This is a genomic window from Variovorax sp. MHTC-1, from assembly GCF_003984645.1.
Classification (GTDB): Bacteria; Pseudomonadota; Gammaproteobacteria; order Burkholderiales; family Burkholderiaceae_C; genus Variovorax.
Window position 1 is genome coordinate 168,104 of record NZ_RWKI01000009.1, and the last position, 23,732, is coordinate 191,835.

26 protein-coding genes are annotated in these 23,732 nt (G+C 67.6%); 14 read left to right on the forward strand and 12 right to left on the reverse strand.

The window, feature by feature from the left end:
* The 5 genes from EJI01_RS17225 to EJI01_RS17245 all read left to right on the forward strand — a co-directional run bounded on the left by EJI01_RS17225 (position 1) and on the right by EJI01_RS17245 (position 3,616).
* Entirely contained in the window at positions 1 to 768 is a 768-nt protein-coding gene (locus EJI01_RS17225) for an aspartate/glutamate racemase family protein (protein WP_126838358.1), read from the forward strand.
* Positions 769 to 838: 70 nt separating this feature from the next.
* On the forward strand, positions 839 to 1,747 hold the full coding sequence (locus tag EJI01_RS17230; RefSeq protein WP_126838359.1) for a dienelactone hydrolase family protein: 909 nt from the start codon (positions 839 to 841) through the stop codon (positions 1,745 to 1,747).
* A gap of 62 nt (positions 1,748 to 1,809) precedes the next feature.
* Positions 1,810 to 2,697: a ZIP family metal transporter gene (locus EJI01_RS17235; protein WP_126838360.1), complete on the forward strand. Its 888-nt coding sequence runs from the start codon at positions 1,810 to 1,812 to the stop codon at positions 2,695 to 2,697.
* Positions 2,698 to 2,826: 129 nt separating this feature from the next.
* Positions 2,827 to 3,063, forward strand: coding sequence for a hypothetical protein (locus EJI01_RS17240; RefSeq protein WP_126838361.1), 237 nt, complete (start codon positions 2,827 to 2,829; stop codon positions 3,061 to 3,063).
* A 16-nt stretch (positions 3,064 to 3,079) separates the two neighbouring features.
* On the forward strand, positions 3,080 to 3,616 hold the full coding sequence (locus tag EJI01_RS17245) for a DUF421 domain-containing protein (RefSeq protein ID WP_126838362.1): 537 nt from the start codon (positions 3,080 to 3,082) through the stop codon (positions 3,614 to 3,616).
* A 13-nt stretch (positions 3,617 to 3,629) separates the two neighbouring features.
* Here the strand turns inward: EJI01_RS17245 and EJI01_RS17250 are convergent, their stop codons facing one another.
* From EJI01_RS17250 to EJI01_RS17290, 9 genes are all read right to left on the reverse strand, one after another.
* Positions 3,630 to 3,839, reverse strand: a complete 210-nt coding sequence (locus EJI01_RS17250; protein ID WP_093106336.1) for a dodecin — start codon at positions 3,837 to 3,839, stop codon at positions 3,630 to 3,632.
* Between the two features lie 66 nt (positions 3,840 to 3,905).
* Positions 3,906 to 4,388 (reverse strand): hemerythrin domain-containing protein, encoded by a 483-nt coding sequence (locus EJI01_RS17255; RefSeq protein ID WP_126838363.1) that lies wholly within the window; start codon positions 4,386 to 4,388, stop codon positions 3,906 to 3,908.
* A 163-nt stretch (positions 4,389 to 4,551) separates the two neighbouring features.
* Positions 4,552 to 5,157 carry a DUF3299 domain-containing protein gene (locus tag EJI01_RS17260; RefSeq protein ID WP_126838364.1) on the reverse strand — a complete coding sequence of 202 codons (606 nt, stop codon included), beginning with the start codon at positions 5,155 to 5,157 and terminating at the stop codon, positions 4,552 to 4,554.
* 2 nt (positions 5,158 to 5,159) lie between these two features.
* Positions 5,160 to 6,422: an ABC transporter permease gene (locus EJI01_RS17265; protein WP_126838365.1), complete on the reverse strand. Its 1,263-nt coding sequence runs from the start codon at positions 6,420 to 6,422 to the stop codon at positions 5,160 to 5,162.
* A complete protein-coding gene (locus EJI01_RS17270) occupies positions 6,419 to 7,126 on the reverse strand; it encodes an ABC transporter ATP-binding protein (RefSeq protein ID WP_126838366.1) in 708 nt (235 codons plus the stop codon). Before EJI01_RS17270 ends, EJI01_RS17265 begins: the two co-directional genes overlap by 4 nt.
* Positions 7,123 to 7,677: a DUF2796 domain-containing protein gene (locus tag EJI01_RS17275; RefSeq protein ID WP_126838367.1), complete on the reverse strand. Its 555-nt coding sequence runs from the start codon at positions 7,675 to 7,677 to the stop codon at positions 7,123 to 7,125. Before EJI01_RS17275 ends, EJI01_RS17270 begins: the two co-directional genes overlap by 4 nt.
* On the reverse strand, positions 7,674 to 8,585 hold the full coding sequence (locus tag EJI01_RS17280) for a sulfurtransferase (protein ID WP_126838368.1): 912 nt from the start codon (positions 8,583 to 8,585) through the stop codon (positions 7,674 to 7,676). The genes EJI01_RS17275 and EJI01_RS17280 overlap by 4 nt, the downstream gene beginning before the upstream one ends.
* Positions 8,586 to 8,595: 10 nt before the next feature.
* Positions 8,596 to 9,528 (reverse strand): DMT family transporter, encoded by a 933-nt coding sequence (locus tag EJI01_RS17285; RefSeq protein WP_185878948.1) that lies wholly within the window; start codon positions 9,526 to 9,528, stop codon positions 8,596 to 8,598.
* 9 nt (positions 9,529 to 9,537) lie between these two features.
* Positions 9,538 to 10,677 carry an aromatic ring-hydroxylating oxygenase subunit alpha gene (locus EJI01_RS17290; RefSeq protein WP_126838369.1) on the reverse strand — a complete coding sequence of 380 codons (1,140 nt, stop codon included), beginning with the start codon at positions 10,675 to 10,677 and terminating at the stop codon, positions 9,538 to 9,540.
* A gap of 179 nt (positions 10,678 to 10,856) precedes the next feature.
* Here EJI01_RS17290 and xseB point away from each other — a divergent pair, with 179 nt between their 5' ends.
* The 4 genes from xseB to EJI01_RS17310 all read left to right on the forward strand — a co-directional run bounded on the left by xseB (position 10,857) and on the right by EJI01_RS17310 (position 15,109).
* Complete coding sequence (gene xseB / locus EJI01_RS17295; protein WP_093106838.1) at positions 10,857 to 11,123, forward strand: exodeoxyribonuclease VII small subunit; 267 nt, start codon at positions 10,857 to 10,859, stop codon at positions 11,121 to 11,123.
* Positions 11,120 to 12,037: a polyprenyl synthetase family protein gene (locus EJI01_RS17300; protein WP_126838370.1), complete on the forward strand. Its 918-nt coding sequence runs from the start codon at positions 11,120 to 11,122 to the stop codon at positions 12,035 to 12,037. Before xseB ends, EJI01_RS17300 begins: the two co-directional genes overlap by 4 nt.
* 15 nt (positions 12,038 to 12,052) lie before the next feature.
* Entirely contained in the window at positions 12,053 to 13,936 is a 1,884-nt protein-coding gene (gene dxs / locus EJI01_RS17305) for a 1-deoxy-D-xylulose-5-phosphate synthase (protein ID WP_126838371.1), read from the forward strand.
* Positions 13,937 to 14,026: 90 nt separating this feature from the next.
* The gene (locus EJI01_RS17310; RefSeq protein WP_126838372.1) at positions 14,027 to 15,109 is read left to right on the forward strand and encodes a TRAP transporter substrate-binding protein; all 1,083 of its coding nucleotides are present in this window, start codon (positions 14,027 to 14,029) and stop codon (positions 15,107 to 15,109) included.
* A gap of 56 nt (positions 15,110 to 15,165) precedes the next feature.
* Here EJI01_RS17310 and EJI01_RS17315 read toward each other — a convergent pair whose 3' ends face one another.
* Together EJI01_RS17315 and EJI01_RS17320 are read right to left on the reverse strand one after the other, a co-directional pair.
* Positions 15,166 to 16,956 (reverse strand): TRAP transporter large permease subunit, encoded by a 1,791-nt coding sequence (locus tag EJI01_RS17315; RefSeq protein WP_126838373.1) that lies wholly within the window; start codon positions 16,954 to 16,956, stop codon positions 15,166 to 15,168.
* 12 nt (positions 16,957 to 16,968) lie between these two features.
* Positions 16,969 to 17,574 (reverse strand): TRAP transporter small permease subunit, encoded by a 606-nt coding sequence (locus EJI01_RS17320; RefSeq protein WP_126838374.1) that lies wholly within the window; start codon positions 17,572 to 17,574, stop codon positions 16,969 to 16,971.
* Positions 17,575 to 17,761: 187 nt separating this feature from the next.
* Here EJI01_RS17320 and EJI01_RS17325 point away from each other — a divergent pair, with 187 nt between their 5' ends.
* The 5 genes from EJI01_RS17325 (at position 17,762) to EJI01_RS17345 (ending at position 22,877) form a co-directional block, all read left to right on the forward strand.
* Entirely contained in the window at positions 17,762 to 19,042 is a 1,281-nt protein-coding gene (locus tag EJI01_RS17325) for an SUMF1/EgtB/PvdO family nonheme iron enzyme (protein ID WP_126838375.1), read from the forward strand.
* A 48-nt stretch (positions 19,043 to 19,090) separates the two neighbouring features.
* Positions 19,091 to 19,747, forward strand: coding sequence for a TetR/AcrR family transcriptional regulator (locus tag EJI01_RS17330; protein ID WP_126838376.1), 657 nt, complete (start codon positions 19,091 to 19,093; stop codon positions 19,745 to 19,747).
* A 7-nt stretch (positions 19,748 to 19,754) separates the two neighbouring features.
* Positions 19,755 to 20,321: a dCTP deaminase gene (gene dcd / locus EJI01_RS17335; protein WP_126838377.1), complete on the forward strand. Its 567-nt coding sequence runs from the start codon at positions 19,755 to 19,757 to the stop codon at positions 20,319 to 20,321.
* Between the two features lie 115 nt (positions 20,322 to 20,436).
* On the forward strand, positions 20,437 to 21,315 hold the full coding sequence (locus EJI01_RS17340; RefSeq protein WP_126838378.1) for a neutral zinc metallopeptidase: 879 nt from the start codon (positions 20,437 to 20,439) through the stop codon (positions 21,313 to 21,315).
* A gap of 89 nt (positions 21,316 to 21,404) precedes the next feature.
* Positions 21,405 to 22,877: a DEAD/DEAH box helicase gene (locus tag EJI01_RS17345; protein ID WP_126838379.1), complete on the forward strand. Its 1,473-nt coding sequence runs from the start codon at positions 21,405 to 21,407 to the stop codon at positions 22,875 to 22,877.
* Between the two features lie 12 nt (positions 22,878 to 22,889).
* Here the strand turns inward: EJI01_RS17345 and EJI01_RS17350 are convergent, their stop codons facing one another.
* The gene (locus EJI01_RS17350; protein WP_126838380.1) at positions 22,890 to 23,732 is read right to left on the reverse strand and encodes a symmetrical bis(5'-nucleosyl)-tetraphosphatase; all 843 of its coding nucleotides are present in this window, start codon (positions 23,730 to 23,732) and stop codon (positions 22,890 to 22,892) included.

A 23,732-nucleotide genomic window follows, 5' to 3' on the forward strand; every position in this document is an offset into this window, starting at 1 on the left:
ATGCTCAGGTCGCAGACCGTCGGCATCCTCGGAGGCATGGGCCCGGCCGCCGGCGCCGACTTCGTGCGGCTTTTCGTCGAGGCCTGCGCGCAGCACATGCGCTCGCGCGGCGAGCCTGTACGCGACCAGGGCTTTCCGGAGCACTGGCTCGCGCAGGTGCCGGTGCCGGACCGCAGCGGCGCTCTCGAATCGGCCGCGCTCGGCGCGCACCAGCCGCTCGAACCGATGCTGCAAGCGCTGGGCCGGCTGGCTGCGCTCGGCAGTCGCGCCGTTGCCATCGCCTGCAACACCGCGCATGCCTGGCACGCCACCTTGCAGGAACGCTTTCCGCAGATCGAGGTGCTGCACGTCGCGCGCGAGGTCTCGGCTCACCTGGCCGCGGAGGGCGTGCGCGATGCGGCGCTCATGGCGACCGAGGGCACCTACCGCGTCGGCCTCTACGAGAAGGCGATGGCCGACGCCGGCCTGGCCTGCCACCTGCCGCTGGCCGACGAGCGGCGGCTGCTGATGCGCGGCATCTACGACGGCGTGAAGGCCGGCGACATGCGGCTGGCCGAAGCCTGCTTCAGCCGGGTCGCCCGGCAACTCGCCGATCGCCACGGACCGTTGGCCATCGTCATGGGCTGCACCGAAATTCCGCTCGGCCTGCAGGGCTCGGCCGCGGTGGCGGGCCTGCGGCTGGTCGATCCGGCCCGAGTGCTGGCCTCCGCGCTGGCGATCCGGGCCTACGGCGGGGCACGGAACCTCGTCGCACATTCCCCGCTCTGATCGCCTACATTGCGGCGTGCGCATTGCAGCGGCGCCTTCTTTGTCCGTCGATCAACCGGAGTAATACGACATGTCTCATCTGGATACGGGTTCCGATCTGAAAGCCGAATTCGATTCGCTTCGCCCCGGCGAAAGCACCGAACACGGTGCCACGCGCCGCACCGCGCTGAAGGCGGCGATCGGCATCGGCTATGCGGCCGCGACGCTGCCGATCGCCGCGCAGACCGCAATCAAGACCCCGGCCGAAGGCCTCAAGGCCGGCCCCGTCAAGTACAGCGTCGACGGCTTCGACGTGCCGGCCTACTCGGCGGCGCCGGCCGGCAAGACCGGCCTGCCGGTGGTGCTCGTGATCCAGGAGATCTTCGGCGTGCACGAGTACATCGCCGACACCTGCCGTCGCTTCGCCAAGGCCGGCTACCTGGCGATCGCGCCCGAGCTCTACGCGCGGCAGGGCGACCCGAGGACCTACACCGACATTCCGAAGCTGCAGGCCGAGGTGGTCGCCAAGGTGCCCGATGCGCAAGTGATGGCTGACCTCGACGGCGCGCTGAAGTACGCCGCTGCCAACGGCGGCGACGTGGACGAGGCCGCGATCACCGGCTTCTGCTGGGGCGGCCGCATCGTCTGGCTCTACGCAGCCACAGGCAAGGTCAAGGCCGGTGCCGCCTGGTACGGCCGCCTGGTCGGCCAGCCCAGCGACCTCACGCCCAAGCATCCGATCGACATCGCCGCTACCCTCAAGGCGCCGGTGCTCGGCCTGTACGGCGGCAAGGACCAGGGCATCCCTCTTGACACGGTTGATAAGATGAAAGCGGCGCTGGCAACCGGCACCGCGGCGGCCAAGGCCTCCCAGTTCGTCGTGTACCCCGAAGCGGGCCATGCCTTCCATGCCGACTACCGGCCGAGCTATGTTGCGAGCGCAGCCGAAGACGGCTGGAAGCGCACCCTGGCCTGGTTCAAAGCCAACGGCATCAGCTAGACGCCAGCCGCTTTCACCGAAAGCCGTCCGATGGGCGGCTTTTATTTTTTTATGAAGCAGTCATGAATCTGTTAGCCATCATCGCCGCGACCCTGGTCGCAGGCATCGGAAGTGTCTGGATCGCCGCGCTGCTGCTGCGCGTGGGCGTGAGGAGCGGCGGCGGCGTGAATCCGCAGCATCTGCTGAGCCTGGCCGCCGGCGCGCTGCTGGCCACCGCTTTCATGCATCTGCTGCCCGAGGCCTTCGAAAGCCGCATCGAGCCCGGCCTGCTGTTCGGCGTGCTGCTGTTCGGTCTGGTCTTTTTCTTCCTGCTCGACAAGGCCGAGCTCTGGCATCACGGCCACGAGCACCACCACGGCGGAGAGGCCGGCGAAACGCACGTGCATGACCACCACGACCGGCACGACCACGTGCATGCCCATTCACCCCCTCATGCCCATGCTTCCAAGGGCGGCGGCTGGGCCGTGCTCACCGGCGACAGCGTGCACTGCTTCGGCGACGGCATCCTGATCGCGTCGGCCTTCATCGCCGACCTGCGCCTGGGCCTGGTTGCGGCGCTCGCTGTGCTGGCGCACGAGGTGCCGCACCACATCGGCGACCTGGTCGTGCTGCGCCAGAGCTCGCCCAATCCGCGCGCCGCGCTGGTCAAGGTCTCGCTCGCCGGCACCATGACCGTGCTCGGCGGGCTGGCTGGCTGGTGGCTGGTCGATCGGCTGCACGGCTGGCTGCCGTTCTTCCTGGTGCTGGCCGCGAGCAGCTTCGTCTACGTCGCGCTGGCCGACCTGATCCCGCAGCTGCAGAAGCGCCTGGCTGCGCGCCAGACCGCCTTGCAGATCGTCTGGCTCGCGGTCGGCATCCTGCTGGTCATGGGGGCGAGCCGACTGGCCCACGGCGAGCACGAACACGACAGCCCGGCGCACGCGCACGAAGAGCACGACCACAAGCACTGAAGGCGCAGATGGGGCGCTCTCCGACACGCCTGGCGGCGCCCTAGGTCCACACTCGGGGCTGTTCAACGCGACCGGGGAAGCTCACACTTGGGGGCTGCCCAACGCGATCCATCAGCCAAGGAGCCGATCATGACCAGCGCCGATTCCCCGCTGCGTTCCGCTGCCACGAGCGACGACCCGACGGAAGACGAACTCGACGACGAACTGCCCGAAGACGAAGCCGAGGCCGAGGAGGAAGAAGAGGCCGCAGCTGCGGACGAGTTGTCCGAGGAGACCGGCATCGATCTGACCGACGCCAGCGAACTCGACGCCGACAACGTGCCGGCCGACGAGGAGTTCGATCGCGTGATGCAGGCGCCGGACTGAAACTCCAGGTCGGCGTATGCGCGCTGAACTGGCCGAGCTGTTCGCCTTTCACCTGCCGGTGTGGGAGATCATGCTGCGCGGCAGCGCGATCTACTGGTTCCTGCTGTTGCTGTTCCGCTTCGTGCTGCGGCGCGATGCCGGATCGCTGGGCATCGCCGATCTGCTGTTCGTCGTGCTCATCGCCGACGCATCGAGCAATGCGATGCAGGGCGAATACCGCTCGATCGCCGAGGGCTTCGTGCTGCTCGCCACGCTGGCGGCCTGGAACTACACGCTCGATTGGGCCAGCTACCGCAGCAAGGCGGTCAAGCGCCTGATGGAGCCGACGCCCGAACCGCTGATCCGCGACGGCAAGATGGTCTGGAAGGCGCTCAAGCGCAATCTGATCACCGAGGACGAACTCAAGTCCAAGCTGCGCGAGAAGGGGATCGAAACGATGGATGCCATCCGGCTCGCCTATCTCGAAAGCGACGGCCAGATCAGCGTGCTCGAGCGCGCCGGCGCCGGCAAGCAGCACGACCAGCCTGCGCCGCGGCGTCCGGGCGCACCCTGAGCCGCGCGCTCTTTCAGTCTTCGAGCGTGAAGCCCACCTTCAGCGTCACCTGCCAGTGCGCGACCTTGCCGTCCTGCACATGGCCGCGGGTCTCGGTGACCTCGAACCATTGGATGTTGCGCACCGACTCGCTGGCCTTCGAGATCGCGCGCAGCACGGCGTCGTCGCTGCTCGTGGGCGAAGAGCCCGTGAGTTCGAGGAGTTTGTAAACGTGGTTGGACATGGAGCGCTCCTTGACGATGGAACAGGGGCGATGCCGCGGACGGCATCGGCCTGTCCATCATAGGCTTCAGGCCATCGCTTCCTGGTGCTGCATCAGCTCCTCCTTGCGCGCGGCCAGCTGCTCCTTCAGCGCGACCAGGTCCATCTTGGACTTGCGCGCCTTGTCGAAGATCTGTTCGCGCTCTTCCTTCACATGGTGATCGATGTATTCACCGAGCACGATCACCTTGGCATCGAACAGCGCCTCCTCGGGGCCCATGGATTCGATCTGCGCGATCAGTTCCTTGGCGGTCGAATGCTCCACGGTGGCCTCGTCGAGCAGCTCATCGTCGTGGATGGCGGCGCGTGCCGCGGGGTAGAAGATCTCTTCCTCGATCTGCGCATGCACGCTCAGCTCGCGGCAGATCTGGTCGGCGAGGGCCTCGCGTTGACCGGCGGGCGCCTTGGCCTCGGCCAGCTTGCTGAATTCCTGGAACAGTTTTTTCACGGCGATGTGGTCCGCGTCCAGCAGGTCGACGGCGTCGTTCTTCTTGGGAGGTGCTTTGCTCATGATGCTGATTCCTTTGTGGGATGTCGTGGGTGGATTTCGTGGGCGGCGCAGCCCGCGTGCCTGCGCCAGAGGCCACACTAGAAATCGCACCGTGCCGACCCTGTGAGGGTCCGCATGACAAGCGCGTAGGACGAACGCGATCCCCGCGCGACAGCGTCGGCAGCTACTTGGCGCCGCCCGTGTACTTGGTCACGCTCTCGGCCGTGACGTGGTAGCCGCTCACGCCCATCATCGAATCGTTGCGCAGGGTCTGCAGCTTGCCGGTGACCCACACCGTGTCCATGGCGCGGAACTTCGCGCCCTGGCGCGGGCGCACATGCAGGATCTGGTTGGCCGGCGGCGGCGGGGTGTGGATGCAGGCCCCGAAGTAGGGCACCAGCAGGAACTCGGTGACCTCGCCCTTGCTCTCTTCGAGCGGCACGATGAAGCCGGGGATCTTCACCTCGACGCCGTTCATTTCCGGATTGGTCGGCGCGTTGTTCGAGACCTCCTGCATCTTCAGCAGCAGCTCGTTGGCGCGCGGATCGCCGTCCTGCAGCGTGCTCAGGTCCATGCCCTTGAATTCCTTCATCGGGTCCCAGTCCTTGGGCACCAACTCTTCCCACGAGATGAGCCGGGGCTGGCCCGGCGCGGGCCTGGCGGCAGCGGCCTTGCCGCCGATCGGGTTGGTGGGCGAGGTCGCCTGGGGCGCGGGGTCGGCCGCGAGGGCCACCGCCGCAGCGGCCGTGCCGAGGGCCAGGAGCAAGGAGCGCAGCGTCGTCTTCTTCATCTTCAAATCCTCGGTGAAAGTCCGTCGGCCAGCGAGAGCCTGTAGGCGCGCACGCCGGGCAGCAGACTGGCCAGCCAGCCAGCCGCGAGCAGGCTGGCAAGCAGTATCCACTCGTTCAGTGTAGGTTCGGTGAGCCGAAGCGCGAGGCCGAACTGGCCCTGCAGCCACGGCGACAGCAGGGCAATGCCGAGCACCGCGAAGACCACGCCGATCGCCACGCCCAGCAGCGTGACCAGCGCGCCTTCGAGCGCCAGCAGCGCCAGCACATGGCGCAGGCTGGCGCCCACCGCCCGCAGCACGGCGAGCTCGCGGCGGCGCTCGTTGAGGCTGGCCATCACCACCGACACCAGGCCGGCGAGGCTGACCAGCGCGACCAGCGCCGACATCAGCAGAAGCGCGTTCTCGCCGATGCCGACCACGCTCCAGAGCTCGTCCAGCGCCACGCCCGGCAGGATGGCCATCAGCGCTTCGGCCGGGTAGTTCGAGACCCAGCGCTGCACGCCGAACACCGCGGCGCGGTTCTTCAGGCCGACCAGCACCGCGGTCACGTTCTTGGGCGTGAGGTCGAACTTGCGCACCTGCTCGGCCGGGATCCGAACGCCCGGCATCGGTGCGCCGCCGGCCCATTCGAGGTGGATGGCCTCCATCGCCGGCAGGCCGATGTGCACCGTGCGGTCGACCGGCGTGCCGGTGCGCGCGAGCACGCCCACCACCGTGAAGGGCTTGTCCGCGTGCTCGGCGACGTTGAGTTCGCCGCTGCCGTGCGCGAGCGTGATCTTCTGGCCGACGTGATAGCCCAGGCGGTCGGCCACCTCGGCGCCGACGACTGCATCGAAGAGCTCGGCGAAAGGCCTGCCTTCGCGCAGCTGCAGCGACTGGCGCTCGCCGTAGCGGAAGTGCCGGAAGTACTCGGGCGTGGTCGCGAGCACCGCGAAGCCGCGGTGCGAATCGCCGAGCGAAAGCGGCAGGACCCAGTCCACGCCGGGGTGCTCGGCCAGCGCCTGCACGCTCTTCCACTGCATGTTGTTGGTGGCCGCGCCGATGCGGAACACCGAGTAGAGCAGGAGCTGCGAGGAGCCGGTGCGCGCCCCCACGATCAGGTCGGTGCCCGAGACGGAGGACGAGAAGTTCTGGCGCAGCTCGGTGCGGATGCGCTCGACGCCGAGCAGCAGGAAGGTCGACAGAGCGATCGACAGCACCGTGAGCGCGAGCGTGAAGCGGCGGTTCCAGGCGCTCTTCCAGGCGATGCCGAACAAGGCCTTCATGCAGCGGCTCCCGCGGCCGCGGCGCGATTGATCTCGGGCAGGAGGATGTGGCGGCCGAAGCGTGCTGCGATGCGCTGGTCATGGCTCACGAACACCAGCGCGCTGCGGCTGGCCCGGCAGGCCGCGACCAGCACGTCGAGAAAAGCCTCGCGCCGGTCTTCGTCGAGCGCCGAGGTCGGCTCGTCGGCGATCACGACTTCGGGCTGGCCGATCAGCGCGCGCGCAGCCGCCACGCGCTGCTGCTGGCCCACCGAGAGCAGCATGGCCTGGCGCTGCCAAAGGCTGGCGTCCAGGCCCATCTGCTCCAGGAGCTGCTGGGCCTGGGTGCGCGCGGAAGCTTCGCGCGAAGCCTGCGCCATGCGCCGGGCCGAGAAGCGGCAGGGCAGGAGCACGTTGTCGAGCACGCTGAGGTAGGGCAGCAGGTTGAACTGCTGGAAGATGTAGCCCACATGCGCGACCCGGTTGCGGTCGCGCGCGCTGCCCGAGAGCGCGGCCCAGTCGTGGCCGAGCAACGTGACGCGGCCGGCGTCGGCCACCAGCACGCCGGCCAGGAGCGACAGCAGCGTGCTCTTGCCGCAGCCGCTCGGTCCGTGCAAGAACACGGCCTCGCCGGCCGCGATCTCGAGCCGTTCGATGTCGATGCACGGCGCGTCGGCGCCGGGCCAGCGAAAGCGCAGCGACTCGACGCTGAGAACCGGGGTCACTTGCTCCAGGCCAGCCGCGCATTCGGCCGCTTCAGCGTGCGCTTGAACTGGCCCTCGCGCGTGACGATCTGGGCATCGATCTGACGCATGCCCTTGAAGGCGGTGAACAGGCCGATGTCGATGAATTTCGCCGCCGCCGCGTTGGTGCAGTTGAAGGCGAAGCTGCCGTCCAGGTCGGCATGGCCTTCGGCGGCTGGAGCGCCGGCCTCGGCCTTGCCCAGGCCCAGCGCCGTCGATTGCAGGGCGATGGGGCCAAGCTTGCAGTTGGCTGCCGGATCGATCTTGAACAGCTGGTCGGCTGCGCGCAGTTGGGCCACGACAGCCCCCGCGGCCTTCTTCTCGGCATCGGTCTTCGGCGCATGCTCGAAGCCGACGAAATTCTCGAGCGGCGACTCCATCGCGATCACGATCGCCGGCCCGTCGACCGCGACGTCGAGCTTGACTTGGCCGTGCACATGCGCGCGTTGTTGTGCCTGCGCCATGGCGGCCCAGGGCGCTGCCACGAGCAGGAATGCAAGCGCGGACCCGGAAAAAGCGCGTCGGAAATTCATGCTTTCGCACCTTGCCGGGTCGGCAGCCCCGGCGTGTTGCTCCACTCGCTCCAGCTGCCGGCATAGAGCGTGGTCGGACCCAGCCCGGCGATCTGCATCGCGAGCAGGTTGGGCACGGCGCTCACGCCGCTGCCGCAGTGATGGACGACCGTTGCGGGATCCCGGCCCGCCAGCAGCGCTTCGAACTCGGCGCGCAACTGGGCGGCCGGCTTGAACTTGCCGTCTGGACCGAGATTTTCGGTGAAGGGGCGGTTCAGGGCCCCGGGGATGTGACCCGCGATCGGGTCCAGAGGTTCCACCTCGCCGCGATAGCGTGCCGCGGCGCGCGCATCGATCAGCGTCTGGCCGGCTTGCCCGAGCCGCGAGGCGACGGTCTGCGTATCGGCGAGCGTGAGCAAGGGCGCGCCGGCGACGAAGTTCGACTGGAAGCGTGTCGGCTCCTCGCCACCGCTCACGCCGCCGCCGGCTGCCTGCCAAGCCTGCAGGCCGCCGTCGAGCACGGCGACGGCCTCGTGCCCCATCCACTTGAGCATCCACCAGAGCCGGCCGCAGTAGTTGGCGCCGTTGCGGTCGTAGACCACGGCCTGCATGTCGTTGCCGAAGCCGACGCTGGACAGCCAGGCCGCGAACTTCTCTCGGCTGGGCAGCGGGTGGCGCCCGCCCGAGGCCGGCGGGCCCTCGTCCGTCGCCACCACCACGACCTCGCCGCGCGCGCCCGGCAGACCGTGCTTCGCGCTCAGGTCGGTGTCGAGGTTGGCGTGGACCGCGCCCGGAATGTGGGCCGCGCGGTATTGCTCGCCGCCGGCTTCGGGCTTCATCAGGTCGAAACTGCAGTCGAACACCATCAGCGGGGCGCCGCTTTCCTGCAGTGCCATGAGCTGGTCGACGGAAATCAGGGTCGTGTACATGTGAGCTCCTTCAATGCTCTTCCGCAGGCGCCTTGGGCAGCGAGCGCTGGCGCAACACGGTGGCGGCGATGCCGCTCACGACAATCAATGCCATGCCGGCCCAGCCGGCCGCGTCGATGCGGTCGCCGAACAGCAGCACGCTGTAGATCGCCGCGAAGACGATGCCCGAATACTGCAGGTTCGCGACCACGAGCGTACCGCTTTCGGTCTTGGCGCTCGAGTAGGCGTATGTCATGCACAGCTGTCCCAAAGCGGCCAGCACGCCCACCGGCAGCAGCCACAGCGCATGGCGCCAGGTCCATTCGGTCCACGGCGTGAAGCCGCCGAGCAGGGTGGCCGCACCACCCGCTACGGCGGAGCCGAGCGCGAAGTAGAACACCGTGCGTGCCTCGGATTCGCCGGCCCGCGAGAGCGCGACCACCTGCATGTAGGCGAAGGCGGCGGTCAGCCCGGACAGGAGGCCCATGAGCCCGGCGAAACCCTGGTTGTCGCCCACCGTGGGCTTGAGCATCAGCACCACGCCGCCGAAGCCCGCGAGGACGGTCAGCACCAGCGCGCCCTGCAGCGGCGGCCGTGGGATGCGTCCGTCGCGGCCCGGCACCGGCACCCAGGCGAGCAGGGCGCCGCCGACCAGGAAGGCGGCGATCCAGACGCTGCTCATGTAGTTGAGCGTCATCGCGGTGGCGAGCGGCATGTGCGCAATCGCGTAGAACCAGGCGCCCAGCGAGAACACGCCGACCAGGCTGCGCCAGGCGTGCATGCCGGGGTAGCGGGTGGCGAGGGTGACGCCGCGGCTGCGTGCCAGCACCCAGAGGAAGACGATGCCGATCAATCCGCGGTAGAGCACCAGCTCGGCGCTGGTGAACCAGGCCGAGGCGATCTTCACGCACACGCCCATGGTGGCAAAGATCAAGGCGCCCAGCACCATCCAGAGCGCCTGCATGTCAGCGTCTTAGGCGTTCTTCATCTCGTTGCGGTACCACTCATGGAACTGCAGCATGCCGTCTTCCATCGGGCTCTGGTAGGGACCGCTCTCGTCGTCGCCGCGCAGCATCAGCGCGCGGCGGCCGGCATCCATGCGTTCGGCGATCTCGTCGTCTTCCACGCAGGTTTCCATGTAGGCGGCCTGCTGCGCCTCGACGAACTCGCGCTCGAAGGCGACGATCTCCTCGGGATAGAAGAACTCGACCATGTTGAGCGTCTTCTGCGGGCCCACCGGATGAAGGGTCGAGACCGTGAGCACGTGGGGGTACCACTCGATCATCACGTGCGGGTAGTAGGTGAGCCAGATCGCGCCGTACTTGGGCGGCTTGCCCTCGCGGTACTTGAGCAGCTGTTCCTGCCACTTCTGGTAGATCGGGCTGCCGGCGCGGCCGAGCCGGTTGGCGACGCCGACCGTCTGCACCGAGTAGTAGCGGTTGAATTCCCAGCGCAGGTCGTCGCAGGTGACGAAGCTGCCGAGGCCCGGATGGAAGGGGCCGACATGGTAGTCCTCGAGGTAGACCTCGATGAAGGTCTTCCAGTTGTAGTTGCACTCGTGCAGCTCGACGCGGTCGAGCGCGTAGCCCTCGAAGTCGAGGTCGGCGCGCGGGCCGAGGCTCGCGAGCTCGGCCGCGACGTCGCGCTTCCTGCCCGTGGCGTTCTTTTCGAACAGGAGGCCGTTCCACTCGGTCAGCGGGTAGTTGTGCAGGTTGAGGCAGGGGTCCTTCTCGAAATGCGGCGCGCCGATCAGTTGGCCGGTGGTGCGGGGGTCGGCCGCCGCATAGGTCCAGCGGTGCAGCGGGCAGACGATGTTGCCGCCGGTCTGGGCATCGAGTTCGCCGCGGCCCTGCAGGATCAGCGCCTGCCGGTGGCGGCAGACGTTGGAGACCAGCTCCACGCCCTTGGGCGTGTGCACCAGCGCGCGGCCCTGCTGCTCCTGCGGCAGGGTATGGTAGTTGCCCGGTTCGGGCACGGCGAGCCGGTGGCCGACGTAGCGCGGGCCGGCGGCAAAAAGCGTTTGCAGCTCGCGGGCATAGAGCGCCTCGTCGAAGTACGCGGAAACCGGGAGTTGGCTCGAAGCCTGCTGCAGTTGAAGACTTAAATCAGACATGGGTGACCTGACCAAGCTCCCCACAGGGAGAGAAAGAGAACGGAAGGCTGCCGTCGAAGAGGGTGCGTCGGCGGGTGAAAAATGCCGGCGGGTGCCGGCTTGAAAGACCTGTGATTGTACCCGTGGGCGTAGGTTCCCGGCCCCCGCCCTAAAATGCCCGGTTTCATCCCCATCGCCGCATGCCCAAGGTGCCTCCCATTTCTCCGCCGGCCCCGCCCGCCTCTCCCGACACCGGTGCGCTGCCCGCAAGCTACGAAGCCGGGCTCCAGGAACTCGAACAGTTGGTGACCGAGCTCGAATCGGGCCAGCTGCCGCTCGACCAGCTGCTCGGCAGCTACCAGCGCGGCGCGGTGCTGCTCGCCTTCTGCCGCGACAAGCTGCAGGCGGTCGAAGACCAGATCAAGGTGCTCGATGCGGGCGGCCTCAAGGTCTGGACCGGCGAATGACGGTCGCCGATGCCTTGCGCTGGGACGCCCGACGCCTTGCTGCGTGGAGCGATCCGCAGCTCGCGCGCGTCGAGGCTGCGCTGTCGCAATGGGTCGGCGTCGATGCGCCGGTGCTGCTCGGCGATGCGATGCGCTATGCCGTGCTCGACGGCGGCAAGCGGCTGCGCCCCCTGCTGGTGTTCGCGGCCAGCGAGGCCGTGGGCGGCCAGGCCGAGGCCGCCCTGCGCGCTGCCTGCGCGGTCGAGCTGATCCATGCCTATTCGCTGGTGCATGACGACCTGCCGTGCATGGACAACGACGTGCTGCGCCGTGGCAAGCCGACAGTGCACGTGAAGTTCGGCGAAGCCGATGCGCTCTTGGCCGGCGACGCCTTGCAGGCGCTGGCCTTCGAACTGCTCACGCCCGACGGCGACAGCGTCGCACCCGCGGTGCAGGCGAACCTGTGCCGCCTCCTGGCCCGCGCGGCCGGCAGCCAGGGCATGGCCGGCGGCCAAGCCATCGATCTCGCGAGCGTCGGGCTGGCGCTCGACGAAGCACGGCTGCGCGAGATGCATCGGCTGAAGACCGGCGCCCTGCTGCAGGGCAGCGTCGAGATGGGAGCGGCCTGCGGCGGCCCCGTCGCGGCCTTTGCGCTCGCGGCGCTGCGTGACTACGGCGCGGCCATCGGCCTCGCCTTCCAGGTGGTGGACGACATCCTCGACGTCGTCGCGGATTCGCAGACCCTGGGCAAGACGGCCGGCAAGGATGCCGCGAGCGACAAGCCCACCTACGTGTCCCTGCTCGGCCTCGACGGCGCGCGCGCACAGGCGCGCGAACTGCTGGCCCAGGCGCTGGCCGCGCTCGATCGCAGCACGCTGGCCGATACCGGCGCGCTGCGCGCGCTGGCCCACATGGTCGTGGACCGCGACCGATAACAAAAAAGTCTCCCCATGGCTCCGCTGCTCCCCACCATCCACGATCCTTCCGTTCTGCGGCAGTTCGACCGCGCACAACTCAAGCAGCTGGCCGACGAAGTGCGCAGCTGCGTGCTCGACAACGTGTCGCGCACCGGGGGGCACCTGAGCTCCAACCTCGGCACGGTCGAGCTCACGGTCGCGCTGCATCACGTGTTCAACACGCCGCACGACCGGCTGGTATGGGACGTGGGCCACCAGACCTACCCGCACAAGATCCTGACCGGCCGGCGCGAGCGCATGCCGACCCTGCGCCAGATCGGCGGCATCTCCGGCTTTCCGCAGCGCACCGAGAGCGAGTACGACACCTTCGGCACCGCGCACTCGTCGACCAGCATCTCGGCCGCGCTCGGCATGGCGATGGCGGCCAAGCAGAAGGGGGAGGACCGCCACTCGGTCGCGATCATCGGCGACGGCGCGCTGACCGCCGGCATGGCCTTCGAGGCGCTCAACAACGCGGGCGTCTGCCATTGCAAGCTGCTGGTGATCCTGAACGACAACGACATGTCGATCAGCCCGCCGGTCGGCGCGCTCAACCGCTACCTTGCGCAGCTGATGAGCGGCAACTTCTACGCCGCGGCAAAGAACGTCGGCAAGACCGTGCTGCGCGCCGCGCCGCCGCTTTTCGAGCTGGCCAAGCGCTTCGAGCAGCATGCCAAGGGCATGGTGGTGCCGGCCACGCTGTTCGAGCAGTTCGGCTTCAACTACGTCGGCCCGATCGACGGCCACGACATCGATTCGCTGGTGCCAACGCTCGAGAATCTCAAGCATCTCGAAGGCCCGCAGTTCCTGCACGTGGTCACCAAGAAGGGCCAGGGCTACAAGCTGGCCGAGGCCGATCCGGTGGCCTACCACGGGCCTTCCAAGTTCGATCCGGCGGTCGGCCTCGTCAAGCCCGCCACTGCGCCCAAGCAGACCTTCACGCAGGTCTTCGGCAACTGGCTGTGCGACATGGCCGCGCAGGACGGCCGGCTGGTCGGCATCACGCCCGCGATGCGCGAGGGTTCGGGGCTGGTCGAGTTCGAGCAGCGCTTTCCCGAGCGCTACTACGACGTCGGCATCGCCGAGCAGCATGCGGTCACCTTCGCAGCGGGCCTGGCTTGCGAGGGGCTGAAGCCGGTGGTCGCGATCTACTCGACCTTTTTGCAGCGCGCCTACGACCAGCTGATCCACGACGTTGCGATCCAGAACCTGCCGGTGGTGTTCGCGCTCGACCGCGCCGGCCTGGTGGGCGCCGACGGCGCCACGCACGCGGGCGCCTACGACATCGCCTTCATCCGTTGTATTCCCAACATGAGCCTGGCCTGTCCGGCCGACGAGGCCGAGTGCCGGCAACTGCTCTCCAGTGCCTTCGCGCAGAACCATCCGGTGGCGGTGCGCTACCCGCGAGGCGCGGGCGCCGGCATCACGCCCGGGCTCACGCTCGATGCGCTGCCCTTCGGCAAGGGCGAAATCCGCCGCGAAGGCCAGCGCATCGCCATCCTCGCCTTCGGCACCTTGCTCTATCCGGCGCTGAAGGCAGCGGAGGCGCTCGATGCCACGGTGCTCAACATGCGCTGGGCCAAGCCGCTCGACGTCGATCTGCTGCTGCAGGTCGCCGGCACGCACGATGCGATCGTGACCCTCGAAGAGGGCGCCGTCATGGGCGGTGCCGGCAGCGCCGTGCTGGAAGCCTTGCAGGCCGTGCAAGTGCACAAGCCCGTGCTGCAGCTCGGCCTGCCCGATCGCTTCATCGAGCATGGCGATCCGGGCAAGCTGCTCGCGAGCATCGGGCTCGATGCCGAGGGTATCGAACAGGCCATCAGGCATCGCTTCGACGACGTTCTCGCCGCAGGGAAAACCCCCTTCGGCGTTGTGTAAGCGCTTTTTACAATCGTGTTCGACCCAAAAAGTCAGCAGCGCGGCCACAAGCCGCGTTCTCGTTTTTCACTGCACTCGGAGTCAATTTCAATGGATCGTCGTTCCCTCATCAAAAACGCAGGCATTGCCGGCGTCCTCGCTGCCGGCATCGCGCCGGCGGTTCATGCGCAGGCTGCCGTTCGCTGGCGTTTGGCGTCTAGTTTTCCGAAGTCCCTGGACACGATCTACGGTGGCGCGGAGGTGTTCGCCAAGGCAGTGAAGGCCATGTCGGGCGGCAAGTTCGAGATCTCGGTGCACGCCGGCGGCGAACTGATGCCTCCGTTCGGTGTGGTGGACGGCGTGCAGAACGGCTCGGTCGAGATGTCGCACACGGTGCCTTACTACTTCTACGGCAAGAACCCCGCCTTCGCGCTCGGCTCGGCCGTGCCCTTCGGGCTGAACTCCCGCCAGATGAACGCGTGGATGATGCACGGCAATGGCCGCAAGCTCATGAACGAGCTCTACGCCAAGTACAACATGGTGAGCTTCGCCGGCGGCAATACCGGCACCCAGATGGGCGGCTGGTACCGCAAGGAAATCAAGTCGCCGGCAGACTTCAAGGGCATGAAGATGCGCCTGGGCGGCGGCCTCGTGGGCGAAGTGATGCAGAAGCTCGGCGCGGTGCCGCAAAGCATCCCCGGCGGCGAGATCTACCAGGCGCTCGAAAAGGGGACGCTGGATGCCGCCGAGTGGGTGGGACCCTATGACGACCAGAAGCTGGGCTTCAACAAGGTCGCGCCGTTCTACTACTACCCCGGCTGGTGGGAAGGCGGCCCCGAGGTCGACTTCTTCATCAACCAGAAGGCCTGGGACGGCCTGTCGGCCGAGAACAAGGCCATCATCGAAGCCGCTTCGGCCCAAGCCAGCACCGACATGCTGGCCAAGTACGACGCGCTGAACCCCACCGCGCTGAAACAGCTGGTGGCGGCCAAGACCAAGGTGCTGCCTTTCTCGCAGGCCGTGCTCGAAGCCTCGTTCAAGGCTTCGATGGAAGTGTTCGCCGAGAACGATGCCAAGAGCCCGGAGTGGAAGAAGATCTACGCCGACCTGCGGGCCTTCCAGCGCGATCAGGTGCTGTGGTTCCGCTTCGCCGAGTCGCGTTTCGACACCTTCATGGCATCGCAGAAGCTGTAAGCCGCTCCTCTCGCGCCCATCAAAAAAGCCCCGCACTGCGGGGCTTTTTTTCGTCCTTACTTCTTGTTCCTTTCGAGCGACTCCAGCATCGCCTTCATCGGGTCGTCTTCCGCGGCCGGGGCGGCCGGCGCGGCGTTCTCCGCACCCGCAGGAGCCGACGCGTCGGGCTGGGGCACCGGCGCCGGAGCTTCTTCAATGCCCGGCATGTTGGCCCGCATCTCGGCGCCGATCTTGTCGAGGTCGACCGCTTCCACCTTGTCGAGGCCGCTCGAGACGATGCCGGGGAACGCGATGATCAAGCCGACCATGACGATCTGGATCAGCACGAAAGGCACCGCACCCCAGTAGATCTGCATGGTGGTGACCGGCTGGATCGTCGCCTGCGTCAGCTTGTCGGTGTACGCCTTGGTCGGCGCCACGCTGCGCAGATAGAAGAGTGCGAAACCGAAGGGCGGATGCATGAACGAAGTCTGCATGTTGACCGCCAGCAGCACGCCGAACCAGATCAGGTCGATGCCCAGCGTCTGGGCCACAGGCGCCAGCAGCGGCACCACGATGAAGGACAGCTCGAAGAAGTCCAGGAAGAACGCCAGGAAAAAAATCAGCACGTTCACCAGGATCAGGAAGCCTAGCTGCCCGCCCGGCATGCCGGTCAGCAGGTGCTCCACCCAGCGCGGCCCGTCCACGCCCTGGAAGACCAGGCTGAAGATCGTGGAGCCGATCAGGATGAACACCACGAAGCACGACAGCTTGGTGGTGGTGTTGAGCGCCTGCTTCAGCAGCTGCAGGGTGAGCCGCCTGCGCACCATCGCCATCACGAACGCGCCGAGTGCGCCCATGGCGCCACCTTCGGTCGGCGTGGCGATGCCGAGGAAGATGGTGCCCAGCACCAGGAAGATCAGCAGCAGCGGCGGAATCAGCACGAAGGTCACGCGCTCCGCGATGCGCGAGAGCAGGTTCAGGCCCGTGACGCGGTTGATCACCGCGATGACCAAGGCAAGCACCACGCCGACGCACATCGAGACGACGATGGTTTCGTCGGTGGCCACCGTGGTCACGGGCTCCCCCCTCCACCAGGTTTGGACGTCGGCGATGTGCCTGGCGAAGAACACGGCGGCCACGGTCGAAAGAACGGTCAGCACCAGGAGCGAGGGCAGGCCGCTGCTGCCGTTCTTTTCGCGGAAGGTGCGGGCCTCCAGCGGCAGCGCCGGCACCCACTTGGGCTTGAAGATGGCCAGCAGGATCACGAAGCCCGCGTACATGGCCGTGAGCATGAGGCCCGGCACGAAGGCGCCCTTGTACATGTCGCCCACGCTGCGGCCCAGCTGGTCGGCCATGATGATCAGCACCAGCGAGGGCGGGATGATCTGCGCCAGCGTGCCCGAGGCGGCGATCGCGCCCGCGGCGATGCGGCGGTCGTAGCCGTAGCGCAGCATGATCGGCAGCGAGATCAGGCCCATCGAGATGACCGAGGCCGCGACCACGCCGGTGGTGGCCGCGAGCAGCGCGCCGACGAAGATCACCGCAAGCGCAAGGCCGCCTCGCACCGGTCCGAACAACTGGCCGATGGTGTCGAGCAGGTCCTCGGCCATGCCGCTGCGCTCCAGGATCAGGCCCATCAAGGTGAAGAAGGGAATCGCCAGCAGCGTGTCGTTCTGCATGATCCCGAACAGCCGCAGCGGAAGCGCCTGCATGAGCGCCTCGGGCAGGAGGCCGAGCTCCACGCCGACGATGCCGAAGAACAGGCCGCAGGCGCCGAGGCTGAACGCCACCGGAAAGCCGAACAGCAGGAACACGATCAACCCCACAAACATGATGGGGGCGAAGTTCTGGGTAATGAATTCCATGGTTGCTCCGGCTCAGCCTGCGTTCGTCTTGTTCTGGGCCTCGGCCAGCCGGCGAATCGATTCGGCCAGCTCTTCTTCGGCTGTCTTCTCGACATGCTTTTGCGTCGGATCCTCGATGCGCCCCTGCAGGAACGCGATGCGTTTGATGAGCTCCGACCAGCCCTGCAGCATCAGCAGCGTGAAACCGATCGGGATCATGGCGTACACCGGCCAGCGGATCAGGCCGCCGGCGTTGTTCGACATTTCGCCGGATCGGTAGCCCTGCAGGAAGAACGGAATGCCGTACCAGAGGATCGCGAGGCAGACCGGCGTGAGAAAAAATGCGAAGCCGATGATGTCGATCCAGATCTGCTTGGTCTTGGACAGGCGGCTCGATATCACGTCGATCTTCACGTGCTCCTGGTTCAGCAGCGTGTACCCGGCGGCAATCAGGAACGAGGCCGCGAACAGGTACCACTGCACTTCGAGGAAGGCGTTCGAACTCATGTTGAACAGCTTGCGCACGGCGGCATTGATGCCGCTGATGACCGTGGATGCAAGGATCAGCCAGATGATGTATTTGCCGATCTGGGCATTGAGCCAGTCGACCGCGCGCGAAAACTTGAGCAGCACGTGCATGCGCCTCTCCTGTCGGGAATGAATGCTTGGATGCAAAACGACCCGGGGCACCGCTGTGCTGGGCGGCGCGCCGGGACGTTTTATGGACGCGCGATTTTATCGGTGCCCGGCGTGCACTTCCGGCGCGCGCCGCTGGCGTATTCCCTAGGGCGCGATGGGCTTCGCTGCCCGGCTCGCATAATGAACCATGTCCTCGCCGACGTCCGCGCTGCCGCCGGGCTTGCCTCATTCGATCGATTCGCCCGACATGTGCCGTGCGGGCCGCGAACTGCTCTCGCTGGCGCTGATCGATGCGCGCAACCATACGTTGCACCTTCTCGCGCTCTACGAGCGGGCGCTGGATTCGGCTGCGTTGGCCGTGCCCCGTCAGGACGGGGTCGAGCCGCCGGTCTGGCTGGCCGGCCACATCGGCTGGTTCGCGGAATGGTGGATCGGGCGCAATACCCAGCGCGCCTTCGGCATCGACTGCCCGGTGCGCCCGACGCGGCTGGCTTCGATCGAGCCGCAGGCCGACGCGTGCTGGAACCCGGCGCAGATCGCCTGGGCGGATCGCTGGTCGCCCGAGCTGCCCGATCTTGCGCAGACCAAGGCCTATCTGCTCGATACGCTCGAAAGCTCGCTCGAACTGCTCGAGCACGCGGTCGAGACCGACACCGGCCTCTACTTCTACCGGCTCGCGCTGTTTCACGAGGACCTGCGCGGCGAGCAACTGGTGGTGATGGCGCAGACCCTGGGACTGCCGCTGGGCATCGCGCAGGAGCCGACAGCGGTCGTGCGCGAGCCGCTCCTCCTTCCGGCCACCGCCTGGGAGCTGGGTGTGGCCGATGCCGGCTTCGCGTTCGCGCAGGAGCGCGGCCGGCTCCACGTCGAAGTCCCGGAGTTCGAGATCGACGCACAGCCCGTCACCTGGAGCCAGTACGTGGAGTTCGTCGACGACGGGGGCTACGACCGCGAGGACCTGTGGCATCCCGAAGGACTCCAGTGGCTCGAGCGGCAGGCCGAAGGGCGGCGCGGGCCGCGCCACGTGGCCCAGATCGGCGCCGCGCGCCGCGGCACCGGCGGCTCGGTGCTGCAGCAGCGCTTCGGCCGCACCGTGCGCGCGGCGGGCAACCAGAGCGCGGTGCACGTGTCCTGGTGGGAGGCCGATGCCTGGGCACGCTGGGCGGGGCGCCGTCTCGCGACCGAGGTGGAGTGGGAGATCGCAGCCCACACCGCTGCGCGCCGCGGCTTCCGCTGGGCCGACGTCCACGAATGGACCGCGGGCACGCTGAAGCCCTGGCCGGGCTTCCGCGCCGACCCTTGGAGCGGCGGCACCGAGTTCGATCCGCAGCCGGTCTTCGGCCAGGCCCACGTGCTGCGCGGCGCATCGCTCGCTACGCGCGCGCGCCTGCGCTCGCCGAAGCGCCGCGGCTTTGCCATGCCGCAGTGCGACGACGGCTTCTTCGGGTTCCGCACTTGCGCATACTGACGACCGCATCGATAGCAACAACAACATCAACGGAAAGGGCGCTGCCGGATGGCTCGCGTGCGTGACCCGGCCGGCTACGACGGCCAGCGAGAAATGATTCTTTCCAACGCGGCGCAGCTGTTCGCGCAGCGCGGCTACGCGGGCACTTCGATGAACGAGGTGGCCGCGGCGTGCGGCGTGTCGAAGGCCACGCTCTATCACTACGTGCGCGACAAGCACGACCTGGCGGTGCGCATCGCCGAGGAGCACGTGCAGAGGCTCGAGACGGTGGTGCAGGAGGTGCTGCGCGAGCACCAGGCGCCCGAGGCTCGGCTCGCCGAGCTCATCCGGCGCTTCGTGGCGGAGTACGCGATCGCCCAGAACGCCCAGCGCGTGCTGACCGAAGACGTGCGTTTCCTGCGCGGAGAGGACCAGGAGCGCATCCTGAACGTGGAGCGGCGCGTGGTCGCCGCCTTCGCGCGCACCATCGCCGAGGTGCGCGGCGAGGATCCGCAAAGCAAGCTCGGCAAGCCGATGGCGATGCTGCTGTTCGGCATGATCAACTGGATGTTCACCTGGATGAAGCCGGGGCGCGAACTCGATCACGATGCGATCGGCGCGATGGTGTCCGAGCTCTTCTTCGACGGCGTTCGGGCCGTGACGCTTCCGGAGGCGCTCGGGGGCGAGCAGCGGCATGCCACAATCCCCGGCACTCCCGCACCCTAGACCTCACATGAGCATCAAGAGCGACAAATGGATCCGGCGCATGGCCGAGAAGAACGGCATGATCGAGCCCTTCGAACCGGGCCAGATCCGCGAGCAGGACGGCCATCGCATCATCAGCTACGGCACCTCGAGCTACGGCTACGACATCCGCTGCGCACCGGAATTCAAGGTCTTCACCAACATCCACAGCACGGTGGTCGACCCGAAGAACTTCGACGAGAAGAGCTTCGTCGATTTCCATGGCGACTTCTGCATCATCCCGCCCAACAGCTTCGCGCTGGCGCGCACGGTGGAGTACTTCCGCATCCCGCGCAACGTGCTGACCATCTGCCTGGGCAAGAGCACCTATGCGCGCTGCGGCATCATCGTCAACGTCACGCCCTTCGAGCCCGAATGGGAAGGCTACGTGACGCTGGAGTTCAGCAACACCACGCCGCTGCCGGCCAAGATCTATGCCGGCGAGGGTTGCGCGCAGGTGCTGTTCTTCGAGAGCGACGAGGTCTGCGAAACGAGCTACAAGGATCGTGGCGGCAAGTACCAGGGCCAGCGCGGCGTGACACTGCCCAAAGCCTGAGGCGCAATTCCGCCCGGGTCCTACAAGGGCTCGCGTTCGCCGCGTCGCCTCGAGCACGCCGGCCATCGGCGTACCATCCCTGCATTCAGCCGCCGCGAGCGGCGAGGAGTGCGTCATGAGATGGGAAGGCAACGAACAATCCGACAACGTGGAGGACCGCCGCAGCGGCGGCGGTTTCGGCGGCCTGCCGATCGGCGGGCGCAGTGTCGGATTGGGCACCGTGGCGGTGGCCGTGATCGCAGGCTGGATCTTCGGCATCAATCCCCTCACGCTCCTCGGATTGATGAGCGGCGGCGAGCCGGCGCCGCAGGTGCAGCAGCAGCAGGGCCCGGCGCCCAAGCCCCCTGCCACCGACCGTGAAGCAGCTTTCGTCTCCACCGTGCTGCGCAATACCGAGGTGGTTTGGGGCGACATTTTTCGCCAGAACGGCCGCACGTACACGCCCACTCGACTGGTTCTCTTCCGCGGCGCGACGGGCACGGCCTGCGGCACCGGCCAGTCGGCCATGGGGCCGTTCTATTGTCCGGGCGACCAGAAGGTCTACATCGACCTCGGCTTCTTCGACACGCTGCGGAACCAGCTCGGCGCACCCGGCGTGTTCGCACAGGCCTATGTCATCGCGCACGAGGTCGGCCACCACGTCCAGGACGAGCTGGGCATCACGGCCAAGGTCGACCAGGCGCGCGGGCGCATGAGCCGGGCGGAGAACAACGCGATCAGCGTGCGCGTCGAACTGCAGGCCGACTGCTTCGCCGGCGTCTGGGCGCACCACTCGCAGGAATCCAAGCAGTGGCTCGATCCCGGCGACATCGAGGCGGCGATGAACGCCGCGCAGAAGATCGGCGACGACGCCCTGCAGCGCTCCGCCGGGCGGGCCGTGGTGCCCGACAGTTTCACCCACGGCTCCAGCGCGCAGCGGCAGCGGTGGTTCGGCACAGGCTTCAAGAGCGGCAAGATCCAGGACTGCGATACCTTCGCTGCCCGCAGCCTCTAAGACTTTTCAGCTATCGAAACAGGAGCAGAAGCCCGAGTCACCGCACTGTCATTGCCGTCTTTTGCGGCAGTGCGACAATACCCGGCTTCATGACAAGCTCCTTCTCCAATCTTTCCCTGGCCGAACCGCTGGCGCGCGCCGTGGCCGAAATGGGCTACGAAACCATGACGCCGATCCAGGAGCAGGCCATTCCGGTGGTCCTCGCGGGCCAGGACGTGATGGGCGCGGCGCAGACCGGCACCGGGAAAACCGCAGCCTTCTCGCTGCCGCTCCTGCAGCGCATGCTCAAGCACGAGAACAGCTCGACCTCGCCCGCGCGCCACCCGGTGCGCGCGCTGGTGCTGCTGCCCACGCGCGAGCTGGCGGACCAGGTGGCGCAGCAGGTCAAGCTCTACGCCAAGCACACCAACCTGCGCAGCGCGGTGGTGTTCGGCGGCATCGACATGAAGCCGCAGACGCTGGAACTCAAGAAGGGCGTCGAGGTGCTGGTCGCCACGCCGGGCCGGCTGCTGGACCACATCGAAGCCAAGAACGCGGTGCTCAACCAGGTCGAGTACGTGGTGCTCGACGAGGCCGACCGCATGCTCGACATCGGCTTCCTGCCCGACCTGCAGCGCATCCTGTCGTTCCTGCCCAAGCAGCGCACCACCTTGCTGTTCTCGGCCACCTTCTCGCCCGAGATCAAGCGCCTCGCTGGCAGCTATCTGCAGAACCCGGTCACCATCGAAGTGGCGCGGCCGAACGAAACGGCTTCCACCGTCGAGCAGCACTTCTACAGCGTCAGCGACGACGACAAGCGCCGCGCGCTCAAGCAGATCCTTCGGCAGCGCGGTATCAAGCAGGCCTTCGTGTTCGTCAACAGCAAGCTGGGCTGCGCGCGGCTTGCGCGTTCGCTCGAACGGGAGGGCCTGAACACTACCGCACTGCACGGCGACAAGAGCCAGGACGAGCGCCTGAAGGCGCTCGCTGCCTTCAAGGCCGGCGAGGTCGACCTGCTGGTGGCCACCGACGTGGCGGCCCGCGGCCTCGACATCAAGGACGTGCCGGCGGTTTTCAACTTCGACATCCCGTTCAACGCCGAAGACTACGTGCACCGCATCGGCCGCACCGGCCGCGCCGGCGCCTCGGGCCTCGCGGTGAGCTTTGCCAGCGGCGGCAACGACGTGCGCCTGGTGGCCGACATCGAGAAGCTGATCAAGAAGAAGATCGAGCTGGAACCGGTCGAGTTCGATGAAGACCGCCCGCGCGGCCGCATCAACGACGGCCGCCGCCACTGGCGCGACGAGGGCGAGGCCGGCGATGCGCGCGACGTGCTCGACACGCTCGAGCGGCCGCGCGAGCGCACCGACGCCCGGCCCCTGCGCGGCAGCGGGCGGCCGCATCGCGCCCCCTCCGCACCGCGCGATCCCTTCTTCGAGCAGCCCTACGAAACGCCGGAGCGCGAAGCCGCGCCGGCCTGGGAAGCGGCCGCCAAGACCACGCCTTCGCGCGGCATCTCGAGCAACATCAAGAGCAAGCGCAAGGTTCCGGCGCTGTTCAAGACCGCAGCTCAGCCGAACTGAGCGCCGCGGAGCTCAGCCCGGCTTCTGCGCTGCCTGGCAGCGGACCTGGATCAGTTCGCGCTCCGCGAGCGTCGCGCCGATGCGCACCGCGCTCAGGCAACCGCCCCAGACGCAGCCGGTGTCGGTCGACACCAGGTCGGGCCGCGAGAGCCAGCCCAGCGTCGACCAGTGCCCGCAGGCCACGGTGGCGGATCTTGTCTTCCGGCCTGGCACGTCGAACCAAGGCATGAAGCCCGCCGGCGCGGCCGCGGCGCCGTCCTTGGTTTCGAATTCCATCAGGCCATCCGCCGTGCAGAAGCGCAGCCGCGTGAGCGCATTGACGATCGCGCGCAGCCGCGCATGGCCGCCGAGCGCATTGCTCCACTGCGCGGGCTCGTTGCCGTACATCTCGTGCAGGAATTCGCCCGCTGCGGAACCGCGCAGTACCGATTCGACCTCGGCCGCGTAGACCAGCGTGTCGGCCACGCTCCACTGCGGCAGCACGCCCGCATGCACCATCAGCAGGTCGCCGCCGCCCACCGCACGATGCAGCGCCATGGGCTGCTGGCGCAGCCAGTCGAGCAGGGCTTCGCGGTCGGGCGCTTCCAGCACGGCGTGCAGCGTGTCCTTGCGGCCGAGCTTGCGCGCGCCCTGCGCGACGCCGAGCAGGTGCAGGTCGTGGTTGCCGAGCACGGTCTTCGCCGCGCCGCCGTAGCGCTGCACGCGCCGGAGCACCTCGACCGACGCGGGGCCGCGGTTGACCAGGTCGCCCAGGAGCACCAAGGTGTCGCGGCTGGGGGAGAAAGCGATGTCGTCCAAGAGCTGCTGCAGGGGCTCGTCGCAGCCCTGCACATCGCCGATCAGGTAGAGTGCCAT

Excerpts from the sequence above, each read along its gene's own strand:
- EJI01_RS17225 (WP_126838358.1), top strand. The coding sequence starts at position 1 with ATGCTCAGGTCGCAGACCGTCGGCATCCTCGGAGGCATGGGCCCGGCC.
- EJI01_RS17230 (WP_126838359.1), top strand. The coding sequence starts at position 839 with ATGTCTCATCTGGATACGGGTTCCGATCTGAAAGCCGAATTCGATTCG.
- EJI01_RS17235 (WP_126838360.1), top strand. The coding sequence starts at position 1,810 with ATGAATCTGTTAGCCATCATCGCCGCGACCCTGGTCGCAGGCATCGGA.
- EJI01_RS17240 (WP_126838361.1), top strand. The coding sequence starts at position 2,827 with ATGACCAGCGCCGATTCCCCGCTGCGTTCCGCTGCCACGAGCGACGAC.
- EJI01_RS17245 (WP_126838362.1), top strand. The coding sequence starts at position 3,080 with ATGCGCGCTGAACTGGCCGAGCTGTTCGCCTTTCACCTGCCGGTGTGG.
- EJI01_RS17250 (WP_093106336.1), bottom strand. The coding sequence starts at position 3,839 with ATGTCCAACCACGTTTACAAACTCCTCGAACTCACGGGCTCTTCGCCC.
- EJI01_RS17255 (WP_126838363.1), bottom strand. The coding sequence starts at position 4,388 with ATGAGCAAAGCACCTCCCAAGAAGAACGACGCCGTCGACCTGCTGGAC.
- EJI01_RS17260 (WP_126838364.1), bottom strand. The coding sequence starts at position 5,157 with ATGAAGAAGACGACGCTGCGCTCCTTGCTCCTGGCCCTCGGCACGGCC.
- EJI01_RS17265 (WP_126838365.1), bottom strand. The coding sequence starts at position 6,422 with ATGAAGGCCTTGTTCGGCATCGCCTGGAAGAGCGCCTGGAACCGCCGC.
- EJI01_RS17275 (WP_126838367.1), bottom strand. The coding sequence starts at position 7,677 with ATGAATTTCCGACGCGCTTTTTCCGGGTCCGCGCTTGCATTCCTGCTC.
- EJI01_RS17280 (WP_126838368.1), bottom strand. The coding sequence starts at position 8,585 with ATGTACACGACCCTGATTTCCGTCGACCAGCTCATGGCACTGCAGGAA.
- EJI01_RS17285 (WP_185878948.1), bottom strand. The coding sequence starts at position 9,528 with ATGCAGGCGCTCTGGATGGTGCTGGGCGCCTTGATCTTTGCCACCATG.
- EJI01_RS17290 (WP_126838369.1), bottom strand. The coding sequence starts at position 10,677 with ATGTCTGATTTAAGTCTTCAACTGCAGCAGGCTTCGAGCCAACTCCCG.
- xseB (WP_093106838.1), top strand. The coding sequence starts at position 10,857 with ATGCCCAAGGTGCCTCCCATTTCTCCGCCGGCCCCGCCCGCCTCTCCC.
- EJI01_RS17300 (WP_126838370.1), top strand. The coding sequence starts at position 11,120 with ATGACGGTCGCCGATGCCTTGCGCTGGGACGCCCGACGCCTTGCTGCG.
- dxs (WP_126838371.1), top strand. The coding sequence starts at position 12,053 with ATGGCTCCGCTGCTCCCCACCATCCACGATCCTTCCGTTCTGCGGCAG.
- EJI01_RS17310 (WP_126838372.1), top strand. The coding sequence starts at position 14,027 with ATGGATCGTCGTTCCCTCATCAAAAACGCAGGCATTGCCGGCGTCCTC.
- EJI01_RS17315 (WP_126838373.1), bottom strand. The coding sequence starts at position 16,956 with ATGGAATTCATTACCCAGAACTTCGCCCCCATCATGTTTGTGGGGTTG.
- EJI01_RS17320 (WP_126838374.1), bottom strand. The coding sequence starts at position 17,574 with ATGCACGTGCTGCTCAAGTTTTCGCGCGCGGTCGACTGGCTCAATGCC.
- EJI01_RS17325 (WP_126838375.1), top strand. The coding sequence starts at position 17,762 with ATGTCCTCGCCGACGTCCGCGCTGCCGCCGGGCTTGCCTCATTCGATC.
- EJI01_RS17330 (WP_126838376.1), top strand. The coding sequence starts at position 19,091 with ATGGCTCGCGTGCGTGACCCGGCCGGCTACGACGGCCAGCGAGAAATG.
- dcd (WP_126838377.1), top strand. The coding sequence starts at position 19,755 with ATGAGCATCAAGAGCGACAAATGGATCCGGCGCATGGCCGAGAAGAAC.
- EJI01_RS17340 (WP_126838378.1), top strand. The coding sequence starts at position 20,437 with ATGAGATGGGAAGGCAACGAACAATCCGACAACGTGGAGGACCGCCGC.
- EJI01_RS17345 (WP_126838379.1), top strand. The coding sequence starts at position 21,405 with ATGACAAGCTCCTTCTCCAATCTTTCCCTGGCCGAACCGCTGGCGCGC.
- EJI01_RS17350 (WP_126838380.1), bottom strand. The coding sequence starts at position 23,732 with ATGGCACTCTACCTGATCGGCGATGTGCAGGGCTGCGACGAGCCCCTG.